The sequence below is a fragment of the Blautia sp. Marseille-P3201T genome, assembly GCF_900120295.1.
Taxonomy (GTDB): domain Bacteria; phylum Bacillota; class Clostridia; order Lachnospirales; family Lachnospiraceae; genus Blautia.
Window position 1 is genome coordinate 677,708 of sequence record NZ_LT635470.1, and the last position, 20,353, is coordinate 698,060.

Below are 20,353 nucleotides of genomic sequence, written 5' to 3' on the forward strand. Positions count from 1 at the left end.
GTCAAGGCTATCGCATAAAGTGCAACAACCCCAACAGCTCCTCTGTTCATCTCTTATTCTACAGAAACTACGTAGTAATAAATCGGCTGTCCGCCCTGATTGATTTCCACATCAAAGTCAGGATATAATTTCTCAAGACGCTCACATAACGCTTCAGCATCTTCCTCTGTAACATCAGCGCCATAATAAATGCTGATAATTTCTGTATCTTCATCTACCATCTCTTTCAGAGTTTCTACTGTAATGTCTTCGATACCCTGTCCAACTGCTAAAATCCCTTTGTCGCCAATACCCATGATATCGCCCTGACGAATTTCTTTGTCGTCAATCTTTGTATCACGTACTGCATAAGTTATCTGACCGGTTTTTACATGTGTCATGGCTTCTAACATTTCCTCTGTATTTTGTTCTACAGTCTTATCCGGTACATAAGAAATCAACGCTGTAATACCCTGAGGAATAGTCTTTGTAGGAATAACAATAATGTTTTTATCCTCTGTCAAATCTCTTGCCTGATTTGCAGCCAGAATAATATTTTTATTATTCGGGAAAATAAATATATTTTTTGCATTTACATGAGAAATTGCCTGAAGCACATCTTCCGTACTTGGGTTCATTGTCTGTCCGCCTTCAATGAGATAATCTGCTCCCAGTTCACGGAAAATTTCTCCCATACCTTCGCCTACAGATACGGAAATAAATCCAACTTCTTTTTCCGGTTCTGCTTTTGCCTGATTTGCAGCTACTTTCTCAGCATCTTTAATTAAACGTTCATGGTGTTCTAAACGCATATTATCAATTTTCATGTTGGAAAGCTGTCCGTAAGTCAAAGCTTTCTGAATTGCGTCACCAGGCGCATTGGTATGTACATGCACCTTTACAATTTCATCATCTGCCACTACTACCAAAGAATCACCAATGGATAACAGATATTCTTTAAAAGCTTTTTCTTCTTTTTCAGGGAATTCTTTTTCCAGCATAATAATAAATTCTGTACAATAACCAAATTTAATATCACTTTCTTCTGCGGACATTGGCTTACTCATCACTGCGTGAGCCGGCTTTTCGAAATTCATATCGATTTCTTTGCCCATATACCCATCAAAAGCACCCTTTAAGACTTCCAAAAGTCCCTGTCCGCCAGAGTCTACAACCCCTGCTTCTTTTAAAACAGGAAGCATTTCCGGAGTTCTTGAAAGAACTGCCTCTGCTTCTGCAATTACATCTGCAAAAAATGTTTCCAGATTTTCACTGTCCTCTGCAATTTCCAGAGCTTTTACTGCCGCTCCTTTTGCCACAGTTAAAATCGTACCTTCTTTTGGCTTCATAACTGCTTTATAAGCAGTTTCCACACCTTTCTCAAAAGCTCTTGCAAATGCCATGGCATCTACATGTTCGTGATGTTCAATTGATTTCGTAAATCCTCTTAAAAGCTGTGAAAGAATAACACCGGAGTTTCCTCTTGCTCCTCTTAAAGAACCGGAAGATATTGCTTTCGCCAGAGTTTTCATAGTAGGATCTGATAATGCACTTACCTCAGACGCTGCCGCCATAATAGTCAGTGTCATGTTGGTTCCTGTATCGCCATCCGGCACAGGGAAAACATTTAATTCATTTATCCACTCTTTCTTTGCCTCCAGATTTTTTGCTCCGGAAAGGAACATCCGGCCAAGCATTTTCGCATCAACGGTATTGGTATTCAAAACAAGTTTCCTCCTTATTAATCAATTACTCTTACGCCTTCTACAAGGATATTTATTTTCTCAATAGTCAAGCCTGTAAATTCTTCTACTTTGTATTTTACATTGCTGATTAAATTATCAGCCATAGCAGAAATACTTACCCCGTAAGCCACAATAACGTGAAACTCCAGCGTAATCTTATTATCTGCAATCATGACATTAATGCCGTGTTTCAGGCTGTCTTTCTTTAACAGCTTTACAAGGCCATCTTTCATACTTACAGCAGCCATGCCCACAATTCCAAAACATTCCACTGCTACGCTGCCTGCATAAGTTGCAATTACATCAGTATCAATTGTAATTTTTCCTAATCCTGTATCAACAAATCCATTCATGCACGGATACCTCCATACTTTTTTATATATGCTATTCTAACATATCTTTTCCAAAAACGAAATAATAATTTAATTTTTTTATAATTTTACTTGCAAAAACAAATATCATCTGCTAAAATAAGCTATGTTGTGAGTTTGTTATACAGACTTATTATATTTCTAAGGAGGTGCTACCATGGCAAAGTGCGCAATTTGTGAAAAAGGTGCTCATTTCGGAAACAACGTGAGCCATTCTCATAGAAGATCAAACAAAATGTGGAAATCCAACATTAAATCTGTAAGAGTTAAAGCAGAAGGCGGAAACGCAAAAAAAATGTATGTTTGTACTTCCTGCTTACGAAGCGGTAAAGTTGAAAGAGCTTAATTACTGATTGACACATCAACAGACCTTGTCCTATTGACAAGGTCTGTTTTTTATTTCATAGGAAATTATAAACAACTGCAAAACAAATTATACCCCACCAGCAAACATAAAACTGCAATAATTATCATAAAAAGAGATTTAGGGAAAATAAGTGCCAAAAATAATCCAATCCCGATTCCGAATAAAAATAGTCCGCATACACGACTCATCTCTTTTCCTTCCTCTTTTCTCTTTATTATAGTATATGCAAAAAGCCGCTGCAGATTACCTGCAGCAGCTCTTCCTTTTATTCTTCCTCTGTGGAAGGATTGGCCTTTTCTGTTTCCTGTTCTTTTTTCCCTTCTGAAAATTTATTCAGAAAGTCCGGAACCATATCAAGAATTTTTGTAAGGCCATCCTGATTTTTAATATTTACCAATTTTGTCATACCGTTAGAAATCACCAGCACAGCACTTGGAGAGACTTTTCCTCCCATTCCGCCTCCGCCATTATTCTTTTTTTCACCGGAAAAAGCACCGGCACCCACTGCAAAAGAAACATCTACCAATGGAAGTATAATTGTTTCACCTACGGTAATTGCCTCTCCTACTACAGTTTTTGTAGTAATAAAGCTATCCATTCCTTTAAACAATGATTCTACCGTTGTCTGAAAATTATTTTCTGAAGCCATATCCTGTTTCCTCCTTAAAGATACTTAAATTTTTTTATAATAAAACGAATATCTCTGTTTTGAAATGCACGCCATGCAAGAAGCGCAAAGTATATTCCATAAATCCTGCCTCGAAAAGACACTTCTCCTTCTAAAATCTTTTTTTCAAAAAAGGGCTCTATTGTAAAATATTCCCCATACAGCGGATAAAATACACCGGCAGCCGCCAGAATTTCGCCTGTCAGACAGGGATCTTCCATTCCAAACCGAATATTCCCTTTTAGCTTTCCAGGTTTTATATGAAAAATCAAAGCCTTTATTTCCTTTATTAACCATATTTTTGTCCGTCTGACTTGTTCTGATTTCAAAAGTTTCTTTATTTTTTTTATCTTATCATAAGTTCTTCTTAATGTTAACCAAAAATTCTGAAAAGACTCTCTTAATCTTTTTCCTTTGATTTTCTTTTTTGAGGAAGATGCTTTTTCCGCCTCTCTTATTTCCTTTTGAATGGCTTCTTTTGCTCCCTGCCCTGTATATTCCCTTCTTTCAATATCCTGTCCGTTTTCCTGTACTGCAGTAAGCTCTTTCGTCTGCTTCTTTTCCTTTTTTTTCCCTGTTCGCTTTTTAAAAATACCTTTTAAACGTTCTACAGGAATACCCATCAGCCGCATGGAATAATGTATCCCTTCCTCATACCATATTTTTAAGGAAATCCCATGAAACAGCCAGGAAATTTTCAAATTTCCTTTCATACTGTCCTGATTTTTCTCCCCAGCTCCCTGATAAACAACAGGGCAAAAAAGCAGACAGCACACTGCCAATAACAAAATTCCTAAAAGAATTTCCAGAAGAATACCTGCTATTTTTAAAATTCCTAACAAAATATGTAGCACCGCCATTCTCTCACCTGCTGCCTTCCTGTTTTATCTTATTTTCCAGCCACTTTCTCACATCAGGAATTCCTGTTTCTCTGTATGCTTCTTCTACCAATGCTCTTGTCATCTCTAACGCTTCCTCATAACCGCAACACAGACCGATAATCATGGGACAGTATTTCCTTCTGGCTTTCTGCTTCAACTCATTAGCTGAAAAGATTTCCAACTGATTATCAGGATTACAGGCAAAAGTAATTAAATACACGTCAAACACTCCTATCCCTGTATTGATTTTATGCATCAGTTGTCTTTTCTTCTTTTTTGCATTATCGCCAACGTAGAGTTTTTTATACCAGTTCAACATATTTTCCACTCCTATATTTTAAAAAGAGGCTGTCGCAAGAAGCTCTGCATTGCTTAATACGACAATCCTCTTTTTCCATGCTTACTTAGAAATACTTTCTGTTCCCCCAAAGATTTGCTTTTTTCAAATCCAGGTATTCACTATAAGCCTTTTCCAAAATCTGCTTTTCATTTGAAAAACGTAACAGATGGTAAGCTTCATGGAATTTGTAAAAACCGGAATCCACAAAATATTCTTCTCTTTGCGGCCTGCTGTAGTAGCTATTGGCAGACATCAAATACCAATGTACATCTTTTTCCACTACATCTTCCGGCACACAAAAACTATATTGACTCTTTCCTACATACTTAATGATGTTGGCCGACACTCCTGCTTCTTCTTTCACTTCCCGCAGAGCTGTATCCTTATAGTCTTCGCCCTTTTCTACCGTTCCTTTTGGCAACACCCAACCTTCATATTTGTGCTTATAAGACTTATACAAGGTCAGTATTTTGCCTCGATATATTACCACTCCGCCACAGCTCGTTGCTTCAATCATATTGCACTTCCTCCTGCTTAAGACATATAAAATGTCCGCGTTGTGTTTCTTTATTGGTAGTATACCTCTTTTTTTCCACAGGTGCAAGAAATTTACAGCCACTAATTATAATAAAAAGAATTAAACACCTGATGTGCCACAGGAACCGCAACCTTACTTCCCGTTCCTGCACCTTCTGCAATTACTGCAATGGCCAGGTCCGGATCTTCTACGTTTGAAAATCCAATAAACCAGGAATGCGTCTTTATTTTTCCATCACTTCCGGTATATTCTGCAGAGCCTGTCTTTCCTGCTGCAGAATAACTTTCTCCTGAGAGTTTTGTTGCCGTACCGCTTTTTACAACTTCTTCCATCAATGTTTTCAACACTCCGGCTTCTTCCTCACTCATAAGCTCTTTGTAAACAGAAGGCTTTGTGGTCTCTACCGTCTGTCCGCTTACCGTCTCCACCTTTTCTATATAATAAGGTTTCATAAGCTTTCCATCATTGGCAATAGCACTGGTAATCATTGCCATGTGCATAGGAGATACCAGTGTATTTCCCTGTCCAATGGCCGTCTGCATCAGCAATGGATTTCCCGGAGCCTTTCCAAGCTCAAATTTGCTTTTATTATATTCTAACGGAATTGGAAGCTTACTGTTAAAAAGCAGGCTTTCTGCTGTTTTTTGCAGTTTTTCTGCTCCTAAATCAAGACCAATTTGTGTAAATGCCGTATTACAGGATTTTGCAAATGCCTTTGTAAAGTCTTCTGAACCATGGACTTCGCCACCAAAACATGGGATTTTATGGTCATCTACCGTGATGCTTCCCTTACAATTATAAGAAAATCCATCAATGGTTCCATGTTCGCGCAGATATGCCAACGCATCCACCACTTTAAAAATAGACCCCGGTGGATAAGCTCCCTGTGTAGCTCTGTTTAAAAGACTGCTGTTTGCAGAGTCGTTTACTAAAGTATCCCAGTCTGCCTCTACTGTATTCGGATTAAAATCCGGTTTGCTTACAGAAACTAGTACAGCTCCTGTCTTCGGATCTAACACAACTACCGCACCATTGTAAGAACCAAGGGCATTATAGGCTGCCTCCTGCAATTTTGTGTTAAGGGTAGTAACCACACTGTCTCCCGGATTTTTATTTTCCAGAATTTCATTTTTTACCTGTTCAATGTAATTATTATGTGATGACATCAAAGAAAAATTGGCAAGAGCTTCAATACCGTTTTTCCCATTACAGTCATATCCGACTACATGGGCAAATTTATTTCCATAAGGGTAAACTCTTGTTTCATTCCCCTCTTCATCTGTTTCTGTATAGGCAAGTGTCTGCCCATCGGAAGATAAAATTTTCCCTCTTGTAATCCTGTCTGCCAGCTGATTTTGACGAGTATTATAAGGACTGCTGATTACATCTTCCCTTTTTACCACATTAAAATACACCATATATCCAATCAAAGATATAAAAATAACCACAAAGAAATAGCTGATAATCGTATATTCTTTGTTTTTGGAACGTTTTGCTTTTTTGCGCTTTTTCTTCATAATTTCTTCATCTCTTTGAGATTTTTTTGCGCTCTTTTTATTTTTGTCTTTCAATTTCCTCATCCTCATCTTCTCTTAAAATATACAATCCCTGTATAATTGCCAGCATAATAATAGTACTCAATACAGAACTGCCTCCATAGCTGACTAAGGGTAATGTAATTCCTGTCATGGGAATGAATTTACTTACGCCGCCAATTGTAAGAAATACCTGAAAAGCATATTCTGTTCCCAGTCCCAAAGCAATCAGTTTATAAAATCTCTTTTTAATTCGCAAAGAGATATTAACAACCAAAAGAAACATACTCATACAGATTAAAATCAGACAGATTGCAAATAATCCTCCCAGCTCTTCGCAAATTGCCGCAAACATATAGTCCTGTTTTACAAAAGGTATCATTTCCGGAGACCCCTGACAAAGTCCCATACCAAACCATCCGCCGGCTCCAATAGCAAATAATCCCTGTACAATCTGAAATCCGGCTCCCTCATAAACACTAAAAGGAGCTTTCCAGGCAACTACCCTTTGTCTTACATGTGAGAAAAGGAAATAGGCAATAACCGCTGCCGCACATCCGCTTCCTAAGCCGGCAAAAAGATAAAATGGTTTTTTGGTAGCCACATAAAGCATAACCACATACGTAATAAAAAACACCACCGCACTTCCTAAATCTCTGGAAAGTACCAAAGTCAGTACATAAACCGCCGCAATAATAGTTGTAATTACATGATCTCTAAAAGTAGCACTTTTTCGGTACAAACGACTTGCTACAAAAAACACAAAAATAATCTTTACAAACTCAGATGGCTGAAATACAAAAAAGCCAAGATCAATATTAATTTTCGCACCATTCACATTTTTACCGAAAATCAGTACAATGAGCAAAAGTCCCAATCCCAATGCAGCATAAAACCATGTCCAATTCTTCAAAAAATACATTTTTTTAATCATAATTGGTATAACCATGGCAATCACAGTAGCAGCTGCTACAATAGCAAACTGTCGAATGGCAGACTCAGGAGCCAGTCTGGAAAGCATGATAAATCCAATAGACAGCAGCATACACATATGATTTAAAAGCAAGATGGATGCCTTTTTATAAAAAATACGATACAATGCCTGTACAACAATCAAATACAACAGCAGCGCTCCAAAAAGATAAATAATCTCTACCTTCTCCGTTTTCAGGAAAATAACCAAAAAGGCAGTAAAATCCAGAAATACAATTAATAAAAGCTGCTTTCTTAAAATATAACGTTTGTCATAATCGTCTTCATATTTAAAAACAGTAAAACTCTCAAACGTATACAGAACAATAAGAATTAATAACAAATATTTTGAAAGTTCAATAATTAAATTTAACACTTGTTCACCTACTCTACCCCTCTTTTAAAATGCCCTTTTGTAAACTCCGGCTTTTCTTTTGGTTTTTTCTTTTTCACATCTTTATTTTCTACTTTATAAGTCCGGATAAAAATATCCAACAGATTTTTCACTTCTTCTTTTGTTTCAATGGTAAAATTCAGTCTTAAAGTCTCAAACCCTTCTCCCAAAATCTGCTGCGCCTCTTCCAACAATCCTGTAGGAACACTGTTGTAAATCACATTATAACAGAAATCGCAAAAAGTTTTTGTCGTAAATTGTTTTCCATAACGGTCTTTCAACTGTACAAGGCTGCTTTTTTTATCACATTTACCACAAGTTTTTTTAATACACTGAGCCGATATCATCATAGGATAATAGCCATATATAATCATCTCACTTTTCTCATTATCCCTTCCATGAATTTCCTTTCCGTTCAATTCCAGCGGCACAGTAGTACGCATCACTCCTAACTCGTCTAAAGTATTCTTTGCATTATCATTAAACGTATATACTGAATAGTCTGTAACTGCCTTCTTTAAAAGCCCCATTCCCGATAAGCAGCCCAGCTCTTCCAGATTTCTTACCAAAAATCCCTCACATTGCTCCCCAGCTTTTTTCAATTCTTGTTCCACATCTGCAAGCTGACCATCTCTTAACATATAGGGCAGAGCCAGATAAAACTCTTTTCCCCTTTCATGAACCTGATGTATTGTCTCTGAAATTTCTTTTCCTAACTGTTTTCTATTAAACATGGAAATCTGACAATACACCCCTTTTATTCCCTGTTCTTCCAGTACAGCTTCTAACTGACCTCTTGTTTCCACAGAAGCATAAAAATCAGGAGTTTTTTCAAATGAGTTATAATTTTTTTCTCTGTTTTCTTCTTCCTTCTCAGGCAATGATCTACGATATTTCTTTAAAATCTCTTTCTGAAGTTCCTCTAATCCCCTTCTTCTCAATTCATTGATGCTCTGCATGGGCAGAAATCCTGCTTCATCTGTCATAATATCTAAAGCATCAAACACAAATGGTGTCTGTCCTGTTTTTCGCATTTGCTTTTCTACTCTATCTGCTGACAAAGGCTGCTTCAAAGCTTCCTCTACTGTTTCCCCCTGAACCTGAATATGAATATCCTGAAAGTCTAAATCCAGTATAGCAGGAGAATTAGCAAAAAGGATAAAATTCCCATTAATTTTTTCTTGTTTTTTTGTGTCCAAATATTCCTTCTTTAACTGCTCAAAAAGGACTTCATTTCTTTTCCCTGCAATTTTCTGCTTTTTATTCTGTTCTTTCTGATTTACTACGGCCATCATTTCTTTCCCATTATGAGAATGATAATACCCCTGATTAAATCCATCTCTTTGATACAAATCAAGAAGCATCTGTTTATCCTCTTGTACAACCTCATATTTTTCCGGATTTTTCTGATATAAATCTAAATATTTTCTGTAAACGGAAGTTACACCTGCCGCATATTCAGGACGCTTCATTCTGCCTTCTATTTTCAGAGAATAAACACCTGCCTGTAAAATTTCCGGCAAAATATCAATAGTACACATGTCTTTAGGGCTTAACAAATAAGACTGGTCCTCCCTGCTAATCTGCTGTCTATCCTGATAAGCAGTATATGGCAGGCGGCAAGGCTGGGCACATCTTCCTCTGTTGCCGCTTCTGCCGCCCAGCATACTACTGAACAAACACATGCCGGAATAGCAATAACAAAGCGCTCCATGAACAAAGCTTTCGATTTCCATCCCTGTTTCCTTGTAAATTTCATGAATTTCTTTTAAAGATAATTCTCTGGCCGTTACAATCCTGGACACCCCTGCTTCCTTTAAAAGTGCCGCTCCTTTTACTCCTGTCACCGCCATCTGTGTGCTGGCGTGAATAGAAAGATCTGGAAATTCTTTTTTCAGAAAAGAAAGCACTCCTAAATCCTGCACAATCACAGCATCTATTCCCTGCTGATAATATGGTGCCAGAAAGTTATAGAGCTGCCCATAAAGCTCTTTATTCTTTAAAAGGGTATTTACTGTCAGGTATATCTGTTTTCCATGTATGTGGGCATAATCAATTGCCTCCAGCATTTCATCCTGTTGAGGATTATCGGCGTATGCTCTGGCGCCAAACATACTTCCTCCAATATAAACGGCATCTGCCCCTGCTTTTACAACTGCCTGCAGACCTTCGTATGAACCTGCCGGTGCCAATAATTCTGCTTTCATGCTTTCAATATCCTTTCTCTTTTAAATAATAGAAATGGGGTAAACAACAACTGCCCACCCCATCACTCTTTTCTATATTATTATTTTAAAAGCTCATCTAATTCTTTCTCTAACTCTGCCACTTTTTGCTGCAATTCCTGTACCTGTTCCTGAGCCTTTTCTTTTACTTCATCTAATTCTACCTGTTTATTAATTAAATCATGTTTCAAATCATACATTTCTCTGTCTTTTGCTTCCAGTTCTTCTTCAAACATTTCTGCCTGTCTTTTTGCTTTAAAATAATCATCTGCAATATTTAAACTAAGCAAAGTATGTCTGGTTTCCTGTGACTGTCTGTTATATCCGGGAAGCTGTCCCAGCTCCGTCAGCTTTCCATTCATATAATTTGCAACCTTCTGCAGGTATTCTTCACTTTCATATCCGCTTAAAGTGATGATTTTTCCTCCAATCAGCACCTGGGTTGTATTCTTAACTGCCATCTAATCCTCCCGCCTTTTCTTACGTTCCTTATTGTCTATTATAATCGAAATTCCCAGAAAAACAACTATTATTTTATTCCCAAATGATGATAAGTCAGCTCTGTAACCATTCTTCCTCTAGGAGTACGGAGCAAAAATCCATTTTTTATTAAATACGGCTCGTATACATCTTCGATCGTTCCTGCATCTTCTCCAACAGCTGCTGACAAAGTATCCAATCCTACCGGACCCCCTGAAAAACGTTCAATAATCGTAGTAAGCAAAAGCCGGTCCGTCTGATCCAATCCATAACGGTCTACTTCTAAAAGATCCATAGCAAAATCAGCCACTTCTTTTGTAATTTTTCCATCGTATTTCACCTGCGCAAAATCCCTTACCCTCTTTAATAAACGATTAGCAAGTCGAGGTGTCCCTCTGGAACGTTTTGCCATTTCCAGAGCGCCTGCATGATCAATTTCCACTCCCAAAACCTTAGCAGAATGAATAATAATCGTCTGAAGCTCTTCCTCTGTATAAAATTCCAGATGATGTACCACTCCAAATCGATCACGGAGAGGAGCTGTTAAAAGTCCTGCCCTTGTCGTGGCTCCTACTAAAGTAAATTTCGGTAAATCCAGACGAATAGAACGAGCTGTTGCACCTTTTCCAATCATAATATCAATAGCATAATCCTCCATGGCCGGATAGAGAACTTCTTCCACCTGTCTGTTCAGACGGTGAATTTCATCTACAAAAAGCACATCGTTTTCCTGCAGATTATTTAAAATCGCCGCCATCTCTCCCGGTTTTTCAATAGCAGGACCACTGGTCACTTTCATGTGTACACCTAATTCATTAGCAATAATACCTGCCAGTGTTGTTTTACCAAGTCCCGGAGGACCATAAAACAATACATGGTCTAAAGCATCTCCTCTTTGCTTTGCTGCCTCTATATAAATTTTAAGATTTTTCTTTGCTTTTTCCTGTCCAATATAATCCTTCAGAAGTTGAGGACGCAAATTACCTTCTGTACGAAGGTCTTCTTCCATAACATCTGTAGTAATAATTCTTTTTTCCATGACTTTTCCTCTTTACTTAGAACATGTTTTTCAATGCCTGCTTTAATAAATCTTCTACGTTCATGCCTTCTGTAATTTCTGTATGCTTTACTGCACGAAGGGCATCTGACCCGGAATATCCAAGAGCAGTCAATGCTTCCACCGCTTCTTTTTTCATATCAGAAACCCCTGCCAGGTTAGCTGAACTCTCTTGCACATGCTCTGTTTTCAATTCAAATGCTTCCTGCAGACTCATTTTATCTTTTAATTCTAAAATCAGTTTCTGTGCTGTTTTTTTCCCAATACCCGGTGCCTTTGAAATTGTTTTTACATCATCTGCCAAAACAGCAAATCGCAGTTCATCTGCGGAAAGCCCTGACAAAACACCTAATGCAGCTTTAGGTCCTATGCCATTTACTCCTAATAACAGTTTAAAAATATTCAAATCATCTTTTGTCAAAAAACCATATAACTGCATTGCATCTTCTCTGACATTTAAATAAGTATAAATCTTAGCTTCATCCCCTATATGCAGAACTGTATCTACACCTGCCATGGGCATAAAAAGATTATATCCTATATTTCCTGCTTCCAAAATTACTCTGTCCTCTAAAATCTCAACAATTTCACCTTTTAAATACGCTATCATTTCCTATCCTTCCCGGTATTCTCTTATAAATTTCCGAAGATACAATTCCTATTAAAAGTCCGGTTATTGTTCCTGCACAAAGCAGGATCGGAAAATAAAAAAACACGCTTCCACTCTCTACCACCAATGCTGCTATTATCAACTGTCCTATATTATGTGTTACGCCTCCGATCACACTGACACCTGCCATTGACAAGCCCTTTATTTTCTTTGCCAGTGTCATACACAGCAAGCTTAAAAAGGCTCCTGCCAGACTATATACAATAGAAAATAAATTTCCAAACATAAATCCAATACACACAATTCGGATACAGGAAACAAGGGCAGCCTCTTTATAGGTAAAACTATACAAAAGAAACACAGTTACTAAATTAGTAATTCCAAGCTTTACTCCCGGTGCAAAAGGAAATACCGGAAGCAACATTTCCACATATCCTAAAATAATTGCCAAAGCACAAAGCAAACCGATATATGCTGTTTTCTTCATTCAAATCCTCGTTTCTATTTTGCTATACTGTCTATTTTCTCTGTTTTTTCATCATCTGTTACAATTTCCAACACCACTTTATTCGGCAAACAGACAATACTTTCTCCGAATTCTTTAATTTTCCCCTGCTTTACGCACAAATGATCCGGACAATCAGCTTCTATCATAGAAACTCTTCCATCTTCCTCAATCTGGCACACATTGGTATTTCCAATTTTAATTTCCTGTTTATTTTTCAAAGAATACTCTCCATACATCTCTCCATCCACAGAAATCTTAAGTATCTGTTCATTTGATGAAGCAGATTTCTGAATTCCCTTGAATACTACAAATCCCATAATCCCTGCTGCTAAGAGAATACCAATTAGAAATAAATCCTTTTTTTTCATGGATTACTCTCCTATCTCATTTTCTGTGTCCTATCTTAACATAGCCAAATAAAAAATGCAAATGTATGTTCGCAAAATATGCGATTGATACATTTGCATTTCTATCTTACAAAATAATGTGACGCGGACAAGTTTCTTTACATTTTCCGCAATTTGTACATTTCTCATAATCAATATGTGCCACATTGTCCACCACTGTAATTGCCTCATTCGGACACTCCTTGACACATTTACGACAGCCAATACAGCCAACTTCGCAGGCACCCATCACTGCCTTTCCCTTCTCTCTGGAACTGCATGCCACAGCCTGTTTTTGTTCATATGGAATTAATTCAATTAAATGTTTCGGACATTCTGCCACACACTTTCCACATGCCTTACATTTCTCTTTATCTACCACTGCAATGCCATTAACAATATGTATAGCATCAAATCCACACACTTTCACGCAGGAACCATATCCAAGACACCCGTAAGAACAGGCTTTCTCTCCTCCGTTCTGCATCAAAGCTGCCATTTTGCAGTCTTTTACGCCTGTATAATCATAGCTTTTACCGGCTTTTTCACAATCACCGGCACATTTGACAAATGCGGTCATACGAATACTTTCTCCTGCATCCTGCCCCATAATAGCCGCAACTTTTGCAGCTACGGCAGCCCCTCCTACCGGACAGGCATTAACAGGTGCTTCTCCCTTCGCAATAGCTGCTGCCAAACCATCACATCCCGGAAAGCCACAGCCGCCACAGTTATTACCAGGCAATTCTTCTCTTACCTGTATTTCTCTCTCGTCTACTTCTACTGCAAATTTCTTTCCGGCAACTCCCAGAAAAATTCCGATGAAAAGCCCTACACCGCCTACCAGAGCTGCCGCAATGATAATTCCTGTTACCATAGTTCACACCTCCTAAATAATTCCTGAAAAGCCAAAGAAAGCAATGGCCATTAATCCGGCAGTCAGAAGCACTATTGGAAATCCCTGGAAATATTTAGGAACATCATTATATTCCATCTTTTCACGAAGGCCTGCCATCAAAACAATGGAAATCGTAAATCCCAATGCTGTGGCAAATCCATTTACTGTTCCCTGTAAAACATTATAAGATTTCTGTACATTGATTACTGCTACACCTAAAACTGCACAGTTTGTAGTAATTAGCGGAAGATATACGCCTAAACTCTGATACAGTGCCGGCATTGCCTTTTTCAAAAACATTTCTACAAACTGAACTAATGCCGCAATGACTAAAATAAATACAATAGTCTGCATATAACCCATATCCAAAGGGCTTAATACAAACTGATAAATCAAGCTGGTTACCAGTGAAGACAGAGTAATAACAAAGATTACTGCTCCTCCCATTCCTGCTGCTGTTTCTATTTTTTTAGAAACTCCAAAGAAAGGGCAGAGGCCAAGAAACTGGCTTAAAACAACATTATTTACCACTGCTGCTCCAACAGCTATAATCAATAATTCTTTCACTCCTGTTTCCTCCCCTCTATTTTCTCACCGTATTATCATAAAATTTTCCGCTGCAAGACTCGTTGCCACAGGAAGCACAGCCGCCTTCCATACAATGAACCGGCTTTTGTTCTTCTTTTGGTTTCTTTTCCTGCATTTTCGCACGAAGCGCTGCCAAAAATGCAAGAACAAAGAAAGCTCCCGGCGCTAAAATAAAAATAGTTGCCGGCTCGTAAGCTTTTGGCATAATCTGAAAACCAAACAAAGTCCCTGCTCCTATCAGTTCACGGAAACCTGCCAGAATAGTAATGGAAAGTGTAAAGCCAAGTCCCATACCAATTCCATCAAAGATCGAAGACACTGGTCCATTTTTAGATGCATAAGACTCTGCTCTTCCCAAAATAATACAGTTTACTACAATAAGAGGGATATAAATTCCCAGTGCATCATACAAAACCGGAATAAATCCCTGCAGCAAAAGCTGAACAATGGTTACAAAAGAAGCTACGACTACAATATACGCCGGCATACGCACTTTATCCGGAATAACATTTCTTAAAAGAGAAATGAACAGATTGGACATTGCCAAAACTACAGTTGTAGTAAGACCCATACCAATTCCGTTTATTGCTGCTGTAGTAACGGCTAAAGTCGGACACATGCCAAGTACTAGGACAAAAGTCGGGTTTTCTTTGATGATACCATTATAAAGACGTTCAACAGGTGAATTCTTTTTCATATCATTCTCCCTCCTTTACATAATTAAATGCACAAATCCCGGCATTTACACCACCGGTCACTGCCTTTGAAGTAATCGTAGCACCACTGATTGCGTTAATTTCATTCTCAGCAGCAGCTCCTGATTTTGTAACCTCAAAAGTTTCTGCATTTTTATCAGAAAACTGATTTTTAAATTCATCTTTTGTAGCATTCATACCAAGTCCGGCAGTTTCGCTGATACTTAAAATAGAAATTCCATTTAAAGTCCCATCAAGCTGAATACCCATGGAAAAGGTAATATCACCACCATATCCTTCTGAAGTTGTCACATTAACAGCGTATCCCAAAGTTTCACCGGAGGCATCTTTCGCTTCCATAATCTCATTAATTTTCTGAGCTTCAAATCCTTTTTCTTTTAAAGCAGCTGCTAAATCTGCATCTTCCGCTTCCACACATACTTCAAAAGAGTCTGCATCTTCAAATACCGCTTTATACGCTTCTTGTTTGGCCTTTTCCTGCTGATTTGCAATAGGTTTTTTCGTAACCTCATAAACAAGCCCTAAAAGTCCTCCTGCAATCAATGTAATTACAGTCAAAATAATAGCATCTTTCAATATTGTATTCTTTTTCATACTTTTTTACCTCCTTTTCCGAAGGCACGGGGCATTGTATAGCGCTCGATTAAAGGAATTAACAGGTTACAGAATATAATCGCATAAGATACGCCTTCTGCAGAACCACCAAAAATACGGAATAATCCTGTAAATACGCCAAGACATACTCCATAGACTAACTGACCTGTCTTAGTAATCGGCGTAGTAACGTAATCTGTTGCCATAAACCATGCTCCCAGCATTAAGCCGCCACCAAATAAGTGACATAATAAATATTCCACATCAAATCCATGACCACCAAATAAAAGAACAAATACTGCAAAACTGCCAATATATGTCAGTGGTATACGGAGATCAATAATTCCGTTAATTAAAAGAATAACTGCCCCAACAAGAATTGCCAGCGCTGAAGTTTCACCGATAGTCCCCTGTATATTTCCAAAAAATAAGTCTGCCCAGTTTACACTTTCCCCTGCTTTTAAAGCTGCTAAAGGTGTTGCTCCTGAAACAGTATCAACAACATTGCCCCAGCCGCCATTGGGAACAGTAAAATCTGTCATCCTTCCTGTAAAAGAAATCAAAAGGAAACATCTGGCTGCCAGTGCCGGGTTCATAAAGTTCTGCCCTAATCCACCAAAAAGCTGTTTTACAACTAAAATAGCAAAAATTCCACCGATAACAGCAATCCACCAAGGTGCATTTGGCGGCAAATTCAGCGCTAATAAAAGACCTGTAACAGCTGCACTGCCATCCTGAATAGTCAATTTCTTATGTACAATTTTTTCATATCCCGCTTCTGTAGCCACACACACTGCAATGGAAATTAAAATCAGCAAAAGTGCATTTAAGCCAAAATTATAAATTCCAAATAATGCTGCAGGCATAAGCGCTAAAAATACAGTACGCATAATACTGCTGGTGCTCACCTTCGACCTTACATGAGGGGAAGATGAAACATGTAATAATTCACTCATGATTTTCTCCTCCTACTTTGGTTTTCTGCGATTTGCCAGAACCATTTTTCTCATGGAACGCATGGATTGCGTCAATGGTCTTTTCGCCGGGCAGACAAAACTGCAGCAGCCACATTCTACACATTCCATACCATTATATTTTACAAACAAATCCTCTCTGCCATGTTCAGAATAGGTAGCAAGTCTGGATGGAACCAGTCTTGCCGGACAGGCAGATACACATCTTCCGCAGTTAATACAAGCAGTAGGTTCATTTTCTGAAACCTCATCTTTCGACATACAAAGCAAAGCAGAAGATGTTTTTACAACAGGAACATGATAATCAAACATGGCAAACCCCATCATAGGACCGCCGGAAATAATTTTCTTCGCAGGAAGCTTCAATCCTCCTGCCGCTTCCAACAGTTCCGCAAAGGAAGTTCCCAGACGAACTTTAAAGTTTCCCGGCTCTGCCACGGCATCCCCTGTAATGGTAACAATACGATCCATGACCGGTTCGCCTTTCATCACTGCACGATAAACAGCGCATACGGTATCAATATTATCCACTACACATCCCGCATCTGCCGGAAGCATGGATGAATTAATTTCCCTGCCACTTACTGCTGCAATCAGACATCGTTCTGCTCCCTGTGGGTATTTGGTTTTCAAAGGAGCGACTTCAATTCTCGGCTCATCTTTTACCATTTCCGTAAGCTTTTCAATACAGTCCGGCTTATTATCTTCAATACAAATATAACCTTTTGCATGGTCAAAAAGCTTTAAAATACACTTTAATCCACCAATAATCCAATCAGGCTGCTCTAACATACGCCTGTAATCAGAAGTCAGATAAGGCTCACATTCCGCTCCATTTACCAGAACATACTCTATTTTATCCGGTTCTTTCGGAGAAAGCTTTACATGAGTAGGGAAGCCTGCCCCACCCATACCAACAACTCCGGCTTCTTTAATTCTGCTAATAATTTCTTCTTTGGTAAGCTCTTTTAAAGACTGTACGGATGTAAATTCCACAGTTTCATATTTTTCGTCATTTTCTATAACGATGGCATCTACCATGGCTCCTACATTATTTCTTACTTTTTTTAATTCTTTCACAACTCCTGACACAGAAGCATGAATTGGTGCAGAAACAAAGCCTCCCATCTCTGCAATTTTCTGCCCTGCCAGAACATAATCTCCCTTTTTCACAACAGGCTGCGCCGGAGCACCAATATGCTGCGACAGCGGATAAACCATCTCTTTTCCGGGAAAGTATTCCCGTACAGGCTTTTCTTTTGACAGTTCTTTTCCATCATAAGGATGTACACCACCCCTAAAGGTTAAAAACGCCATATTTCGTCCCTCCTTTATTTATCCTAATCAGTTAAAAACTGATTATTCTTTCTGATGCTTTTTTCTATATTTCTTAAACTGATTTTTCAGTTCAGGATACGCATAAACCATACGCTTCTTAACAATATTCTGTTTCTTTCTGATATCTGTATATTTTTTTACAAACTCATCCAGTTTCTGCTCCATCTCTGCTTTTTTAGAAAGATAATTTTCACTATCCAAAAGACGTTTTTCTTCAAATAAGGTTTCAAAACGTTCCATAAATTCCTGTTTTCTCACAGACAAACGTTCTGCAACTTCCTGTGTACGCAAATGAGCTCTGACTGTTTCCAGCCTTTCCTGAATTTCTTCTCGTGTTTCATATAACTTACTGTTATGAAGATATTGTGTAATATCCTCCAGCATATCTTCCACTTTTGCAAAGCTTTTTGTAAGTCCGAAAGCCGCTGAAGCTGAAGTGATAAAGTCTGCCGCATACAAAACCATAATAATAATCAGAGCAATTTCTCCTATATTCTGAGGATATAAATCTGTAAACCAGGAAACAAATGGTTGAAACACCTTAAACAACAATAAGGTAAATACACCCCATCCTAAAGAAGTTCCCAAACTAATATATCCCTGAAGATTGTATTTTCTATGACTATAATCCCACCATCTGGTGTGAAAAATCTTTTCCATAAGCCATCCGGTAAGATACTCCAGTATGGTAGCAACTACCACACCACCTATGTATAAAACAATGATACGATTTCCAAAAGGCTTTAAAATCAGATAAATACTCACAGCCCCCATGCCATAAATAGTACATAAAGGACCATTTATAAAACCTCTGTTTACAAATTTCTTTTTTCTCACAGATACATAAGCAGTTTCCCACAGCCACCCTAAAAAGCTATATACAAAGAACCAGCTTATGATATAATATAAAGATACACCTGCAATTTCTATATTCATGTTTTTCTCCTCTGCTATATAATATAACACTTTTTTGCAGAAATCACTAGAAAAATTTAGTAATTTTTCGTATTATTTTAAAAACAATTTGAAAGGATTTTGTTAAAATGATAACAAATATGCAAATTCTTAGTCAATTCTCAACAGATTTACCAACCACCTGTTCTCTCTTAAATTATGACCCTGAGGACGTTCTGTTCTTTGATATTGAGACTACCGGACTAAGTCCCAAAACAAGCCGTGTATTTCTAATTGGGCTTATTTCTTTTCAACCTTCTACAAAAAAATGGCAGCTTATCCAGTTCCTCATGGAGCATAACTGCGAAGAAGAAGAAAAAGAACTTTTAGAAGCTTTCTCCGTTTTTGTTAAAAGCAGAACAAAACTCATCCATTTTAATGGGAATTCTTTTGATATTCCTTATCTTGTTTCCCGTTTTGAAAAGCATCAGCTTTTTAATCCTTTTCCGGATAAAAACTCTCTCGATTTATATCGTGAACTTTTACGCATGCCGGCTTTCTTCCGCCAAATGCCTAACCACACGCAAAAAGCCTTTGAAGAATTAACTCTTTATCCAAGAAAAGACCTTTTATCCGGAAAAGAAATGATAAAATTTTATCAGAACTACGAAAAAACTTCTGCAAAAGAGAATGAAAAACTTCTTTTGCAGCACAACTATGATGACCTTATGGGAATGCTTTCTATTTTTCCTCTTTTAAACTTAAAACAGCTTTCAAAAGGTCAATGGGAAATATCTGATACAGAAGAATTAGAAAAGCAGGAAGCAGACCGCTCCATTACAAAAGAGCTATTGTTTACCCTTAAACTTCCTTTTCCTATTCCTGCACAGCTTTCTGCTGCTTTTCATTTTGGCTATATAACAGTTTCCCAACATATAGCAAAGTTAAAGCTTCCCTTATATGAGGGAACTTTAAAATTCTATTATCCTGACTACAAAAATTATTACTATTTACCCGTAGAAGATGAAGCCGTTCACAAAAGTGTTGCCATCTATATTGATACACAACACAGGCAAAAGGCTAATGCTTCTACCTGTTACAAAAAATACACAGGGACTTTCGTTTATGCTCCCGGCACATGTCCTCTCCCACTTTTAAAAACAGAACTTCATGCTAAAGAAACCTATACTTTTTGGCCTTTGCAAAGTTCCTCTCTATCCATGCAAAAATGTTATATCCAAGAAATATTAAAAACAGCCATTACTTTGTCGTAATGGCTGTTTTACTGCGACTTTT

The 20,353-nt window shown here is 37.9% G+C and carries 23 protein-coding genes; 2 read left to right on the forward strand and 21 right to left on the reverse strand.

What is annotated here, in order from left to right; all coding sequences use genetic code 11:
- Positions 1 to 53: 53 nt before the first annotated feature.
- Positions 54 to 1,703 carry a DAK2 domain-containing protein gene (locus BQ7352_RS11665; protein ID WP_072449393.1) on the reverse strand — a complete coding sequence of 550 codons (1,650 nt, stop codon included), beginning with the start codon at positions 1,701 to 1,703 and terminating at the stop codon, positions 54 to 56.
- Between the two features lie 17 nt (positions 1,704 to 1,720).
- Positions 1,721 to 2,077 (reverse strand): Asp23/Gls24 family envelope stress response protein, encoded by a 357-nt coding sequence (locus BQ7352_RS11670; RefSeq protein WP_004222139.1) that lies wholly within the window; start codon positions 2,075 to 2,077, stop codon positions 1,721 to 1,723.
- 175 nt (positions 2,078 to 2,252) lie between these two features.
- Between BQ7352_RS11670 and rpmB the strand changes: the two genes are divergently transcribed.
- On the forward strand, positions 2,253 to 2,441 hold the full coding sequence (rpmB, locus tag BQ7352_RS11675; RefSeq protein WP_072449394.1) for a 50S ribosomal protein L28: 189 nt from the start codon (positions 2,253 to 2,255) through the stop codon (positions 2,439 to 2,441).
- A gap of 286 nt (positions 2,442 to 2,727) precedes the next feature.
- On the opposite strand, the gene BQ7352_RS11680 is transcribed toward rpmB, so the two are convergent.
- From BQ7352_RS11680 to BQ7352_RS11770, 19 genes are all read right to left on the reverse strand, one after another.
- Positions 2,728 to 3,111 (reverse strand): GerW family sporulation protein, encoded by a 384-nt coding sequence (locus tag BQ7352_RS11680; RefSeq protein ID WP_072449395.1) that lies wholly within the window; start codon positions 3,109 to 3,111, stop codon positions 2,728 to 2,730.
- A gap of 14 nt (positions 3,112 to 3,125) precedes the next feature.
- Entirely contained in the window at positions 3,126 to 3,989 is an 864-nt protein-coding gene (locus BQ7352_RS14655) for a DUF2953 domain-containing protein (RefSeq protein ID WP_072449396.1), read from the reverse strand.
- Between the two features lie 4 nt (positions 3,990 to 3,993).
- Complete coding sequence (locus tag BQ7352_RS11690; protein ID WP_072449397.1) at positions 3,994 to 4,329, reverse strand: hypothetical protein; 336 nt, start codon at positions 4,327 to 4,329, stop codon at positions 3,994 to 3,996.
- 85 nt (positions 4,330 to 4,414) lie between these two features.
- On the reverse strand, positions 4,415 to 4,867 hold the full coding sequence (locus BQ7352_RS11695) for an NUDIX hydrolase (RefSeq protein ID WP_072449398.1): 453 nt from the start codon (positions 4,865 to 4,867) through the stop codon (positions 4,415 to 4,417).
- 101 nt (positions 4,868 to 4,968) lie between these two features.
- The gene (locus BQ7352_RS11700; RefSeq protein WP_072449399.1) at positions 4,969 to 6,474 is read right to left on the reverse strand and encodes a peptidoglycan D,D-transpeptidase FtsI family protein; all 1,506 of its coding nucleotides are present in this window, start codon (positions 6,472 to 6,474) and stop codon (positions 4,969 to 4,971) included.
- Positions 6,443 to 7,771: an FtsW/RodA/SpoVE family cell cycle protein gene (locus BQ7352_RS11705; protein ID WP_072449400.1), complete on the reverse strand. Its 1,329-nt coding sequence runs from the start codon at positions 7,769 to 7,771 to the stop codon at positions 6,443 to 6,445. The genes BQ7352_RS11700 and BQ7352_RS11705 overlap by 32 nt, the downstream gene beginning before the upstream one ends.
- Before the next feature lie 8 nt (positions 7,772 to 7,779).
- Positions 7,780 to 9,996: a U32 family peptidase gene (locus tag BQ7352_RS11710; RefSeq protein WP_072449401.1), complete on the reverse strand. Its 2,217-nt coding sequence runs from the start codon at positions 9,994 to 9,996 to the stop codon at positions 7,780 to 7,782.
- A gap of 80 nt (positions 9,997 to 10,076) precedes the next feature.
- Complete coding sequence (locus BQ7352_RS11715) at positions 10,077 to 10,475, reverse strand: cell division protein ZapA (protein ID WP_072449402.1); 399 nt, start codon at positions 10,473 to 10,475, stop codon at positions 10,077 to 10,079.
- A 68-nt stretch (positions 10,476 to 10,543) separates the two neighbouring features.
- Positions 10,544 to 11,533: a Holliday junction branch migration DNA helicase RuvB gene (ruvB, locus tag BQ7352_RS11720; RefSeq protein ID WP_072449403.1), complete on the reverse strand. Its 990-nt coding sequence runs from the start codon at positions 11,531 to 11,533 to the stop codon at positions 10,544 to 10,546.
- A 16-nt stretch (positions 11,534 to 11,549) separates the two neighbouring features.
- Entirely contained in the window at positions 11,550 to 12,161 is a 612-nt protein-coding gene (gene ruvA / locus BQ7352_RS11725; protein ID WP_072449404.1) for a Holliday junction branch migration protein RuvA, read from the reverse strand.
- Positions 12,139 to 12,648 (reverse strand): Gx transporter family protein, encoded by a 510-nt coding sequence (locus BQ7352_RS11730; protein ID WP_072449405.1) that lies wholly within the window; start codon positions 12,646 to 12,648, stop codon positions 12,139 to 12,141. Before BQ7352_RS11730 ends, ruvA begins: the two co-directional genes overlap by 23 nt.
- Before the next feature lie 14 nt (positions 12,649 to 12,662).
- Positions 12,663 to 13,037 carry a NusG domain II-containing protein gene (locus BQ7352_RS11735; RefSeq protein WP_072449406.1) on the reverse strand — a complete coding sequence of 125 codons (375 nt, stop codon included), beginning with the start codon at positions 13,035 to 13,037 and terminating at the stop codon, positions 12,663 to 12,665.
- Positions 13,038 to 13,143: 106 nt separating this feature from the next.
- On the reverse strand, positions 13,144 to 13,932 hold the full coding sequence (gene rnfB, locus BQ7352_RS11740; RefSeq protein WP_072449407.1) for an RnfABCDGE type electron transport complex subunit B: 789 nt from the start codon (positions 13,930 to 13,932) through the stop codon (positions 13,144 to 13,146).
- Between the two features lie 12 nt (positions 13,933 to 13,944).
- Positions 13,945 to 14,520: an electron transport complex subunit RsxA gene (rsxA, locus tag BQ7352_RS11745; RefSeq protein ID WP_072449408.1), complete on the reverse strand. Its 576-nt coding sequence runs from the start codon at positions 14,518 to 14,520 to the stop codon at positions 13,945 to 13,947.
- Between the two features lie 16 nt (positions 14,521 to 14,536).
- A complete protein-coding gene (gene rsxE / locus BQ7352_RS11750) occupies positions 14,537 to 15,238 on the reverse strand; it encodes an electron transport complex subunit RsxE (RefSeq protein ID WP_072449409.1) in 702 nt (233 codons plus the stop codon).
- Position 15,239: 1 nt separating this feature from the next.
- Positions 15,240 to 15,851 (reverse strand): RnfABCDGE type electron transport complex subunit G, encoded by a 612-nt coding sequence (locus tag BQ7352_RS11755; RefSeq protein WP_072449410.1) that lies wholly within the window; start codon positions 15,849 to 15,851, stop codon positions 15,240 to 15,242.
- A complete protein-coding gene (locus BQ7352_RS11760) occupies positions 15,848 to 16,807 on the reverse strand; it encodes an RnfABCDGE type electron transport complex subunit D (protein WP_072449411.1) in 960 nt (319 codons plus the stop codon). The genes BQ7352_RS11755 and BQ7352_RS11760 overlap by 4 nt, the downstream gene beginning before the upstream one ends.
- Positions 16,808 to 16,819: 12 nt before the next feature.
- Entirely contained in the window at positions 16,820 to 18,142 is a 1,323-nt protein-coding gene (gene rsxC / locus BQ7352_RS11765) for an electron transport complex subunit RsxC (RefSeq protein ID WP_072449412.1), read from the reverse strand.
- A 42-nt stretch (positions 18,143 to 18,184) separates the two neighbouring features.
- Positions 18,185 to 19,099 (reverse strand): putative ABC transporter permease, encoded by a 915-nt coding sequence (locus BQ7352_RS11770; RefSeq protein ID WP_072449413.1) that lies wholly within the window; start codon positions 19,097 to 19,099, stop codon positions 18,185 to 18,187.
- Positions 19,100 to 19,206: 107 nt separating this feature from the next.
- Between BQ7352_RS11770 and BQ7352_RS11775 the strand changes: the two genes are divergently transcribed.
- Entirely contained in the window at positions 19,207 to 20,331 is a 1,125-nt protein-coding gene (locus tag BQ7352_RS11775; protein ID WP_072449414.1) for a ribonuclease H-like domain-containing protein, read from the forward strand.
- Positions 20,332 to 20,353: the final 22 nt, after the last annotated feature.

Excerpts from the sequence above, each read along its gene's own strand:
- BQ7352_RS11670 (WP_004222139.1), bottom strand. The coding sequence starts at position 2,077 with ATGAATGGATTTGTTGATACAGGATTAGGAAAAATTACAATTGATACT.
- rpmB (WP_072449394.1), top strand. The coding sequence starts at position 2,253 with ATGGCAAAGTGCGCAATTTGTGAAAAAGGTGCTCATTTCGGAAACAAC.
- BQ7352_RS11680 (WP_072449395.1), bottom strand. The coding sequence starts at position 3,111 with ATGGCTTCAGAAAATAATTTTCAGACAACGGTAGAATCATTGTTTAAA.
- BQ7352_RS14655 (WP_072449396.1), bottom strand. The coding sequence starts at position 3,989 with ATGGCGGTGCTACATATTTTGTTAGGAATTTTAAAAATAGCAGGTATT.
- BQ7352_RS11690 (WP_072449397.1), bottom strand. The coding sequence starts at position 4,329 with ATGTTGAACTGGTATAAAAAACTCTACGTTGGCGATAATGCAAAAAAG.
- BQ7352_RS11695 (WP_072449398.1), bottom strand. The coding sequence starts at position 4,867 with ATGATTGAAGCAACGAGCTGTGGCGGAGTGGTAATATATCGAGGCAAA.
- BQ7352_RS11700 (WP_072449399.1), bottom strand. The coding sequence starts at position 6,474 with ATGAGGATGAGGAAATTGAAAGACAAAAATAAAAAGAGCGCAAAAAAA.
- BQ7352_RS11710 (WP_072449401.1), bottom strand. The coding sequence starts at position 9,996 with ATGAAAGCAGAATTATTGGCACCGGCAGGTTCATACGAAGGTCTGCAG.
- BQ7352_RS11715 (WP_072449402.1), bottom strand. The coding sequence starts at position 10,475 with ATGGCAGTTAAGAATACAACCCAGGTGCTGATTGGAGGAAAAATCATC.
- ruvB (WP_072449403.1), bottom strand. The coding sequence starts at position 11,533 with ATGGAAAAAAGAATTATTACTACAGATGTTATGGAAGAAGACCTTCGT.
- ruvA (WP_072449404.1), bottom strand. The coding sequence starts at position 12,161 with ATGATAGCGTATTTAAAAGGTGAAATTGTTGAGATTTTAGAGGACAGA.
- BQ7352_RS11730 (WP_072449405.1), bottom strand. The coding sequence starts at position 12,648 with ATGAAGAAAACAGCATATATCGGTTTGCTTTGTGCTTTGGCAATTATT.
- BQ7352_RS11735 (WP_072449406.1), bottom strand. The coding sequence starts at position 13,037 with ATGAAAAAAAAGGATTTATTTCTAATTGGTATTCTCTTAGCAGCAGGG.
- rnfB (WP_072449407.1), bottom strand. The coding sequence starts at position 13,932 with ATGGTAACAGGAATTATCATTGCGGCAGCTCTGGTAGGCGGTGTAGGG.
- rsxE (WP_072449409.1), bottom strand. The coding sequence starts at position 15,238 with ATGAAAAAGAATTCACCTGTTGAACGTCTTTATAATGGTATCATCAAA.
- BQ7352_RS11755 (WP_072449410.1), bottom strand. The coding sequence starts at position 15,851 with ATGAAAAAGAATACAATATTGAAAGATGCTATTATTTTGACTGTAATT.
- BQ7352_RS11760 (WP_072449411.1), bottom strand. The coding sequence starts at position 16,807 with ATGAGTGAATTATTACATGTTTCATCTTCCCCTCATGTAAGGTCGAAG.
- rsxC (WP_072449412.1), bottom strand. The coding sequence starts at position 18,142 with ATGGCGTTTTTAACCTTTAGGGGTGGTGTACATCCTTATGATGGAAAA.
- BQ7352_RS11770 (WP_072449413.1), bottom strand. The coding sequence starts at position 19,099 with ATGAATATAGAAATTGCAGGTGTATCTTTATATTATATCATAAGCTGG.
- BQ7352_RS11775 (WP_072449414.1), top strand. The coding sequence starts at position 19,207 with ATGATAACAAATATGCAAATTCTTAGTCAATTCTCAACAGATTTACCA.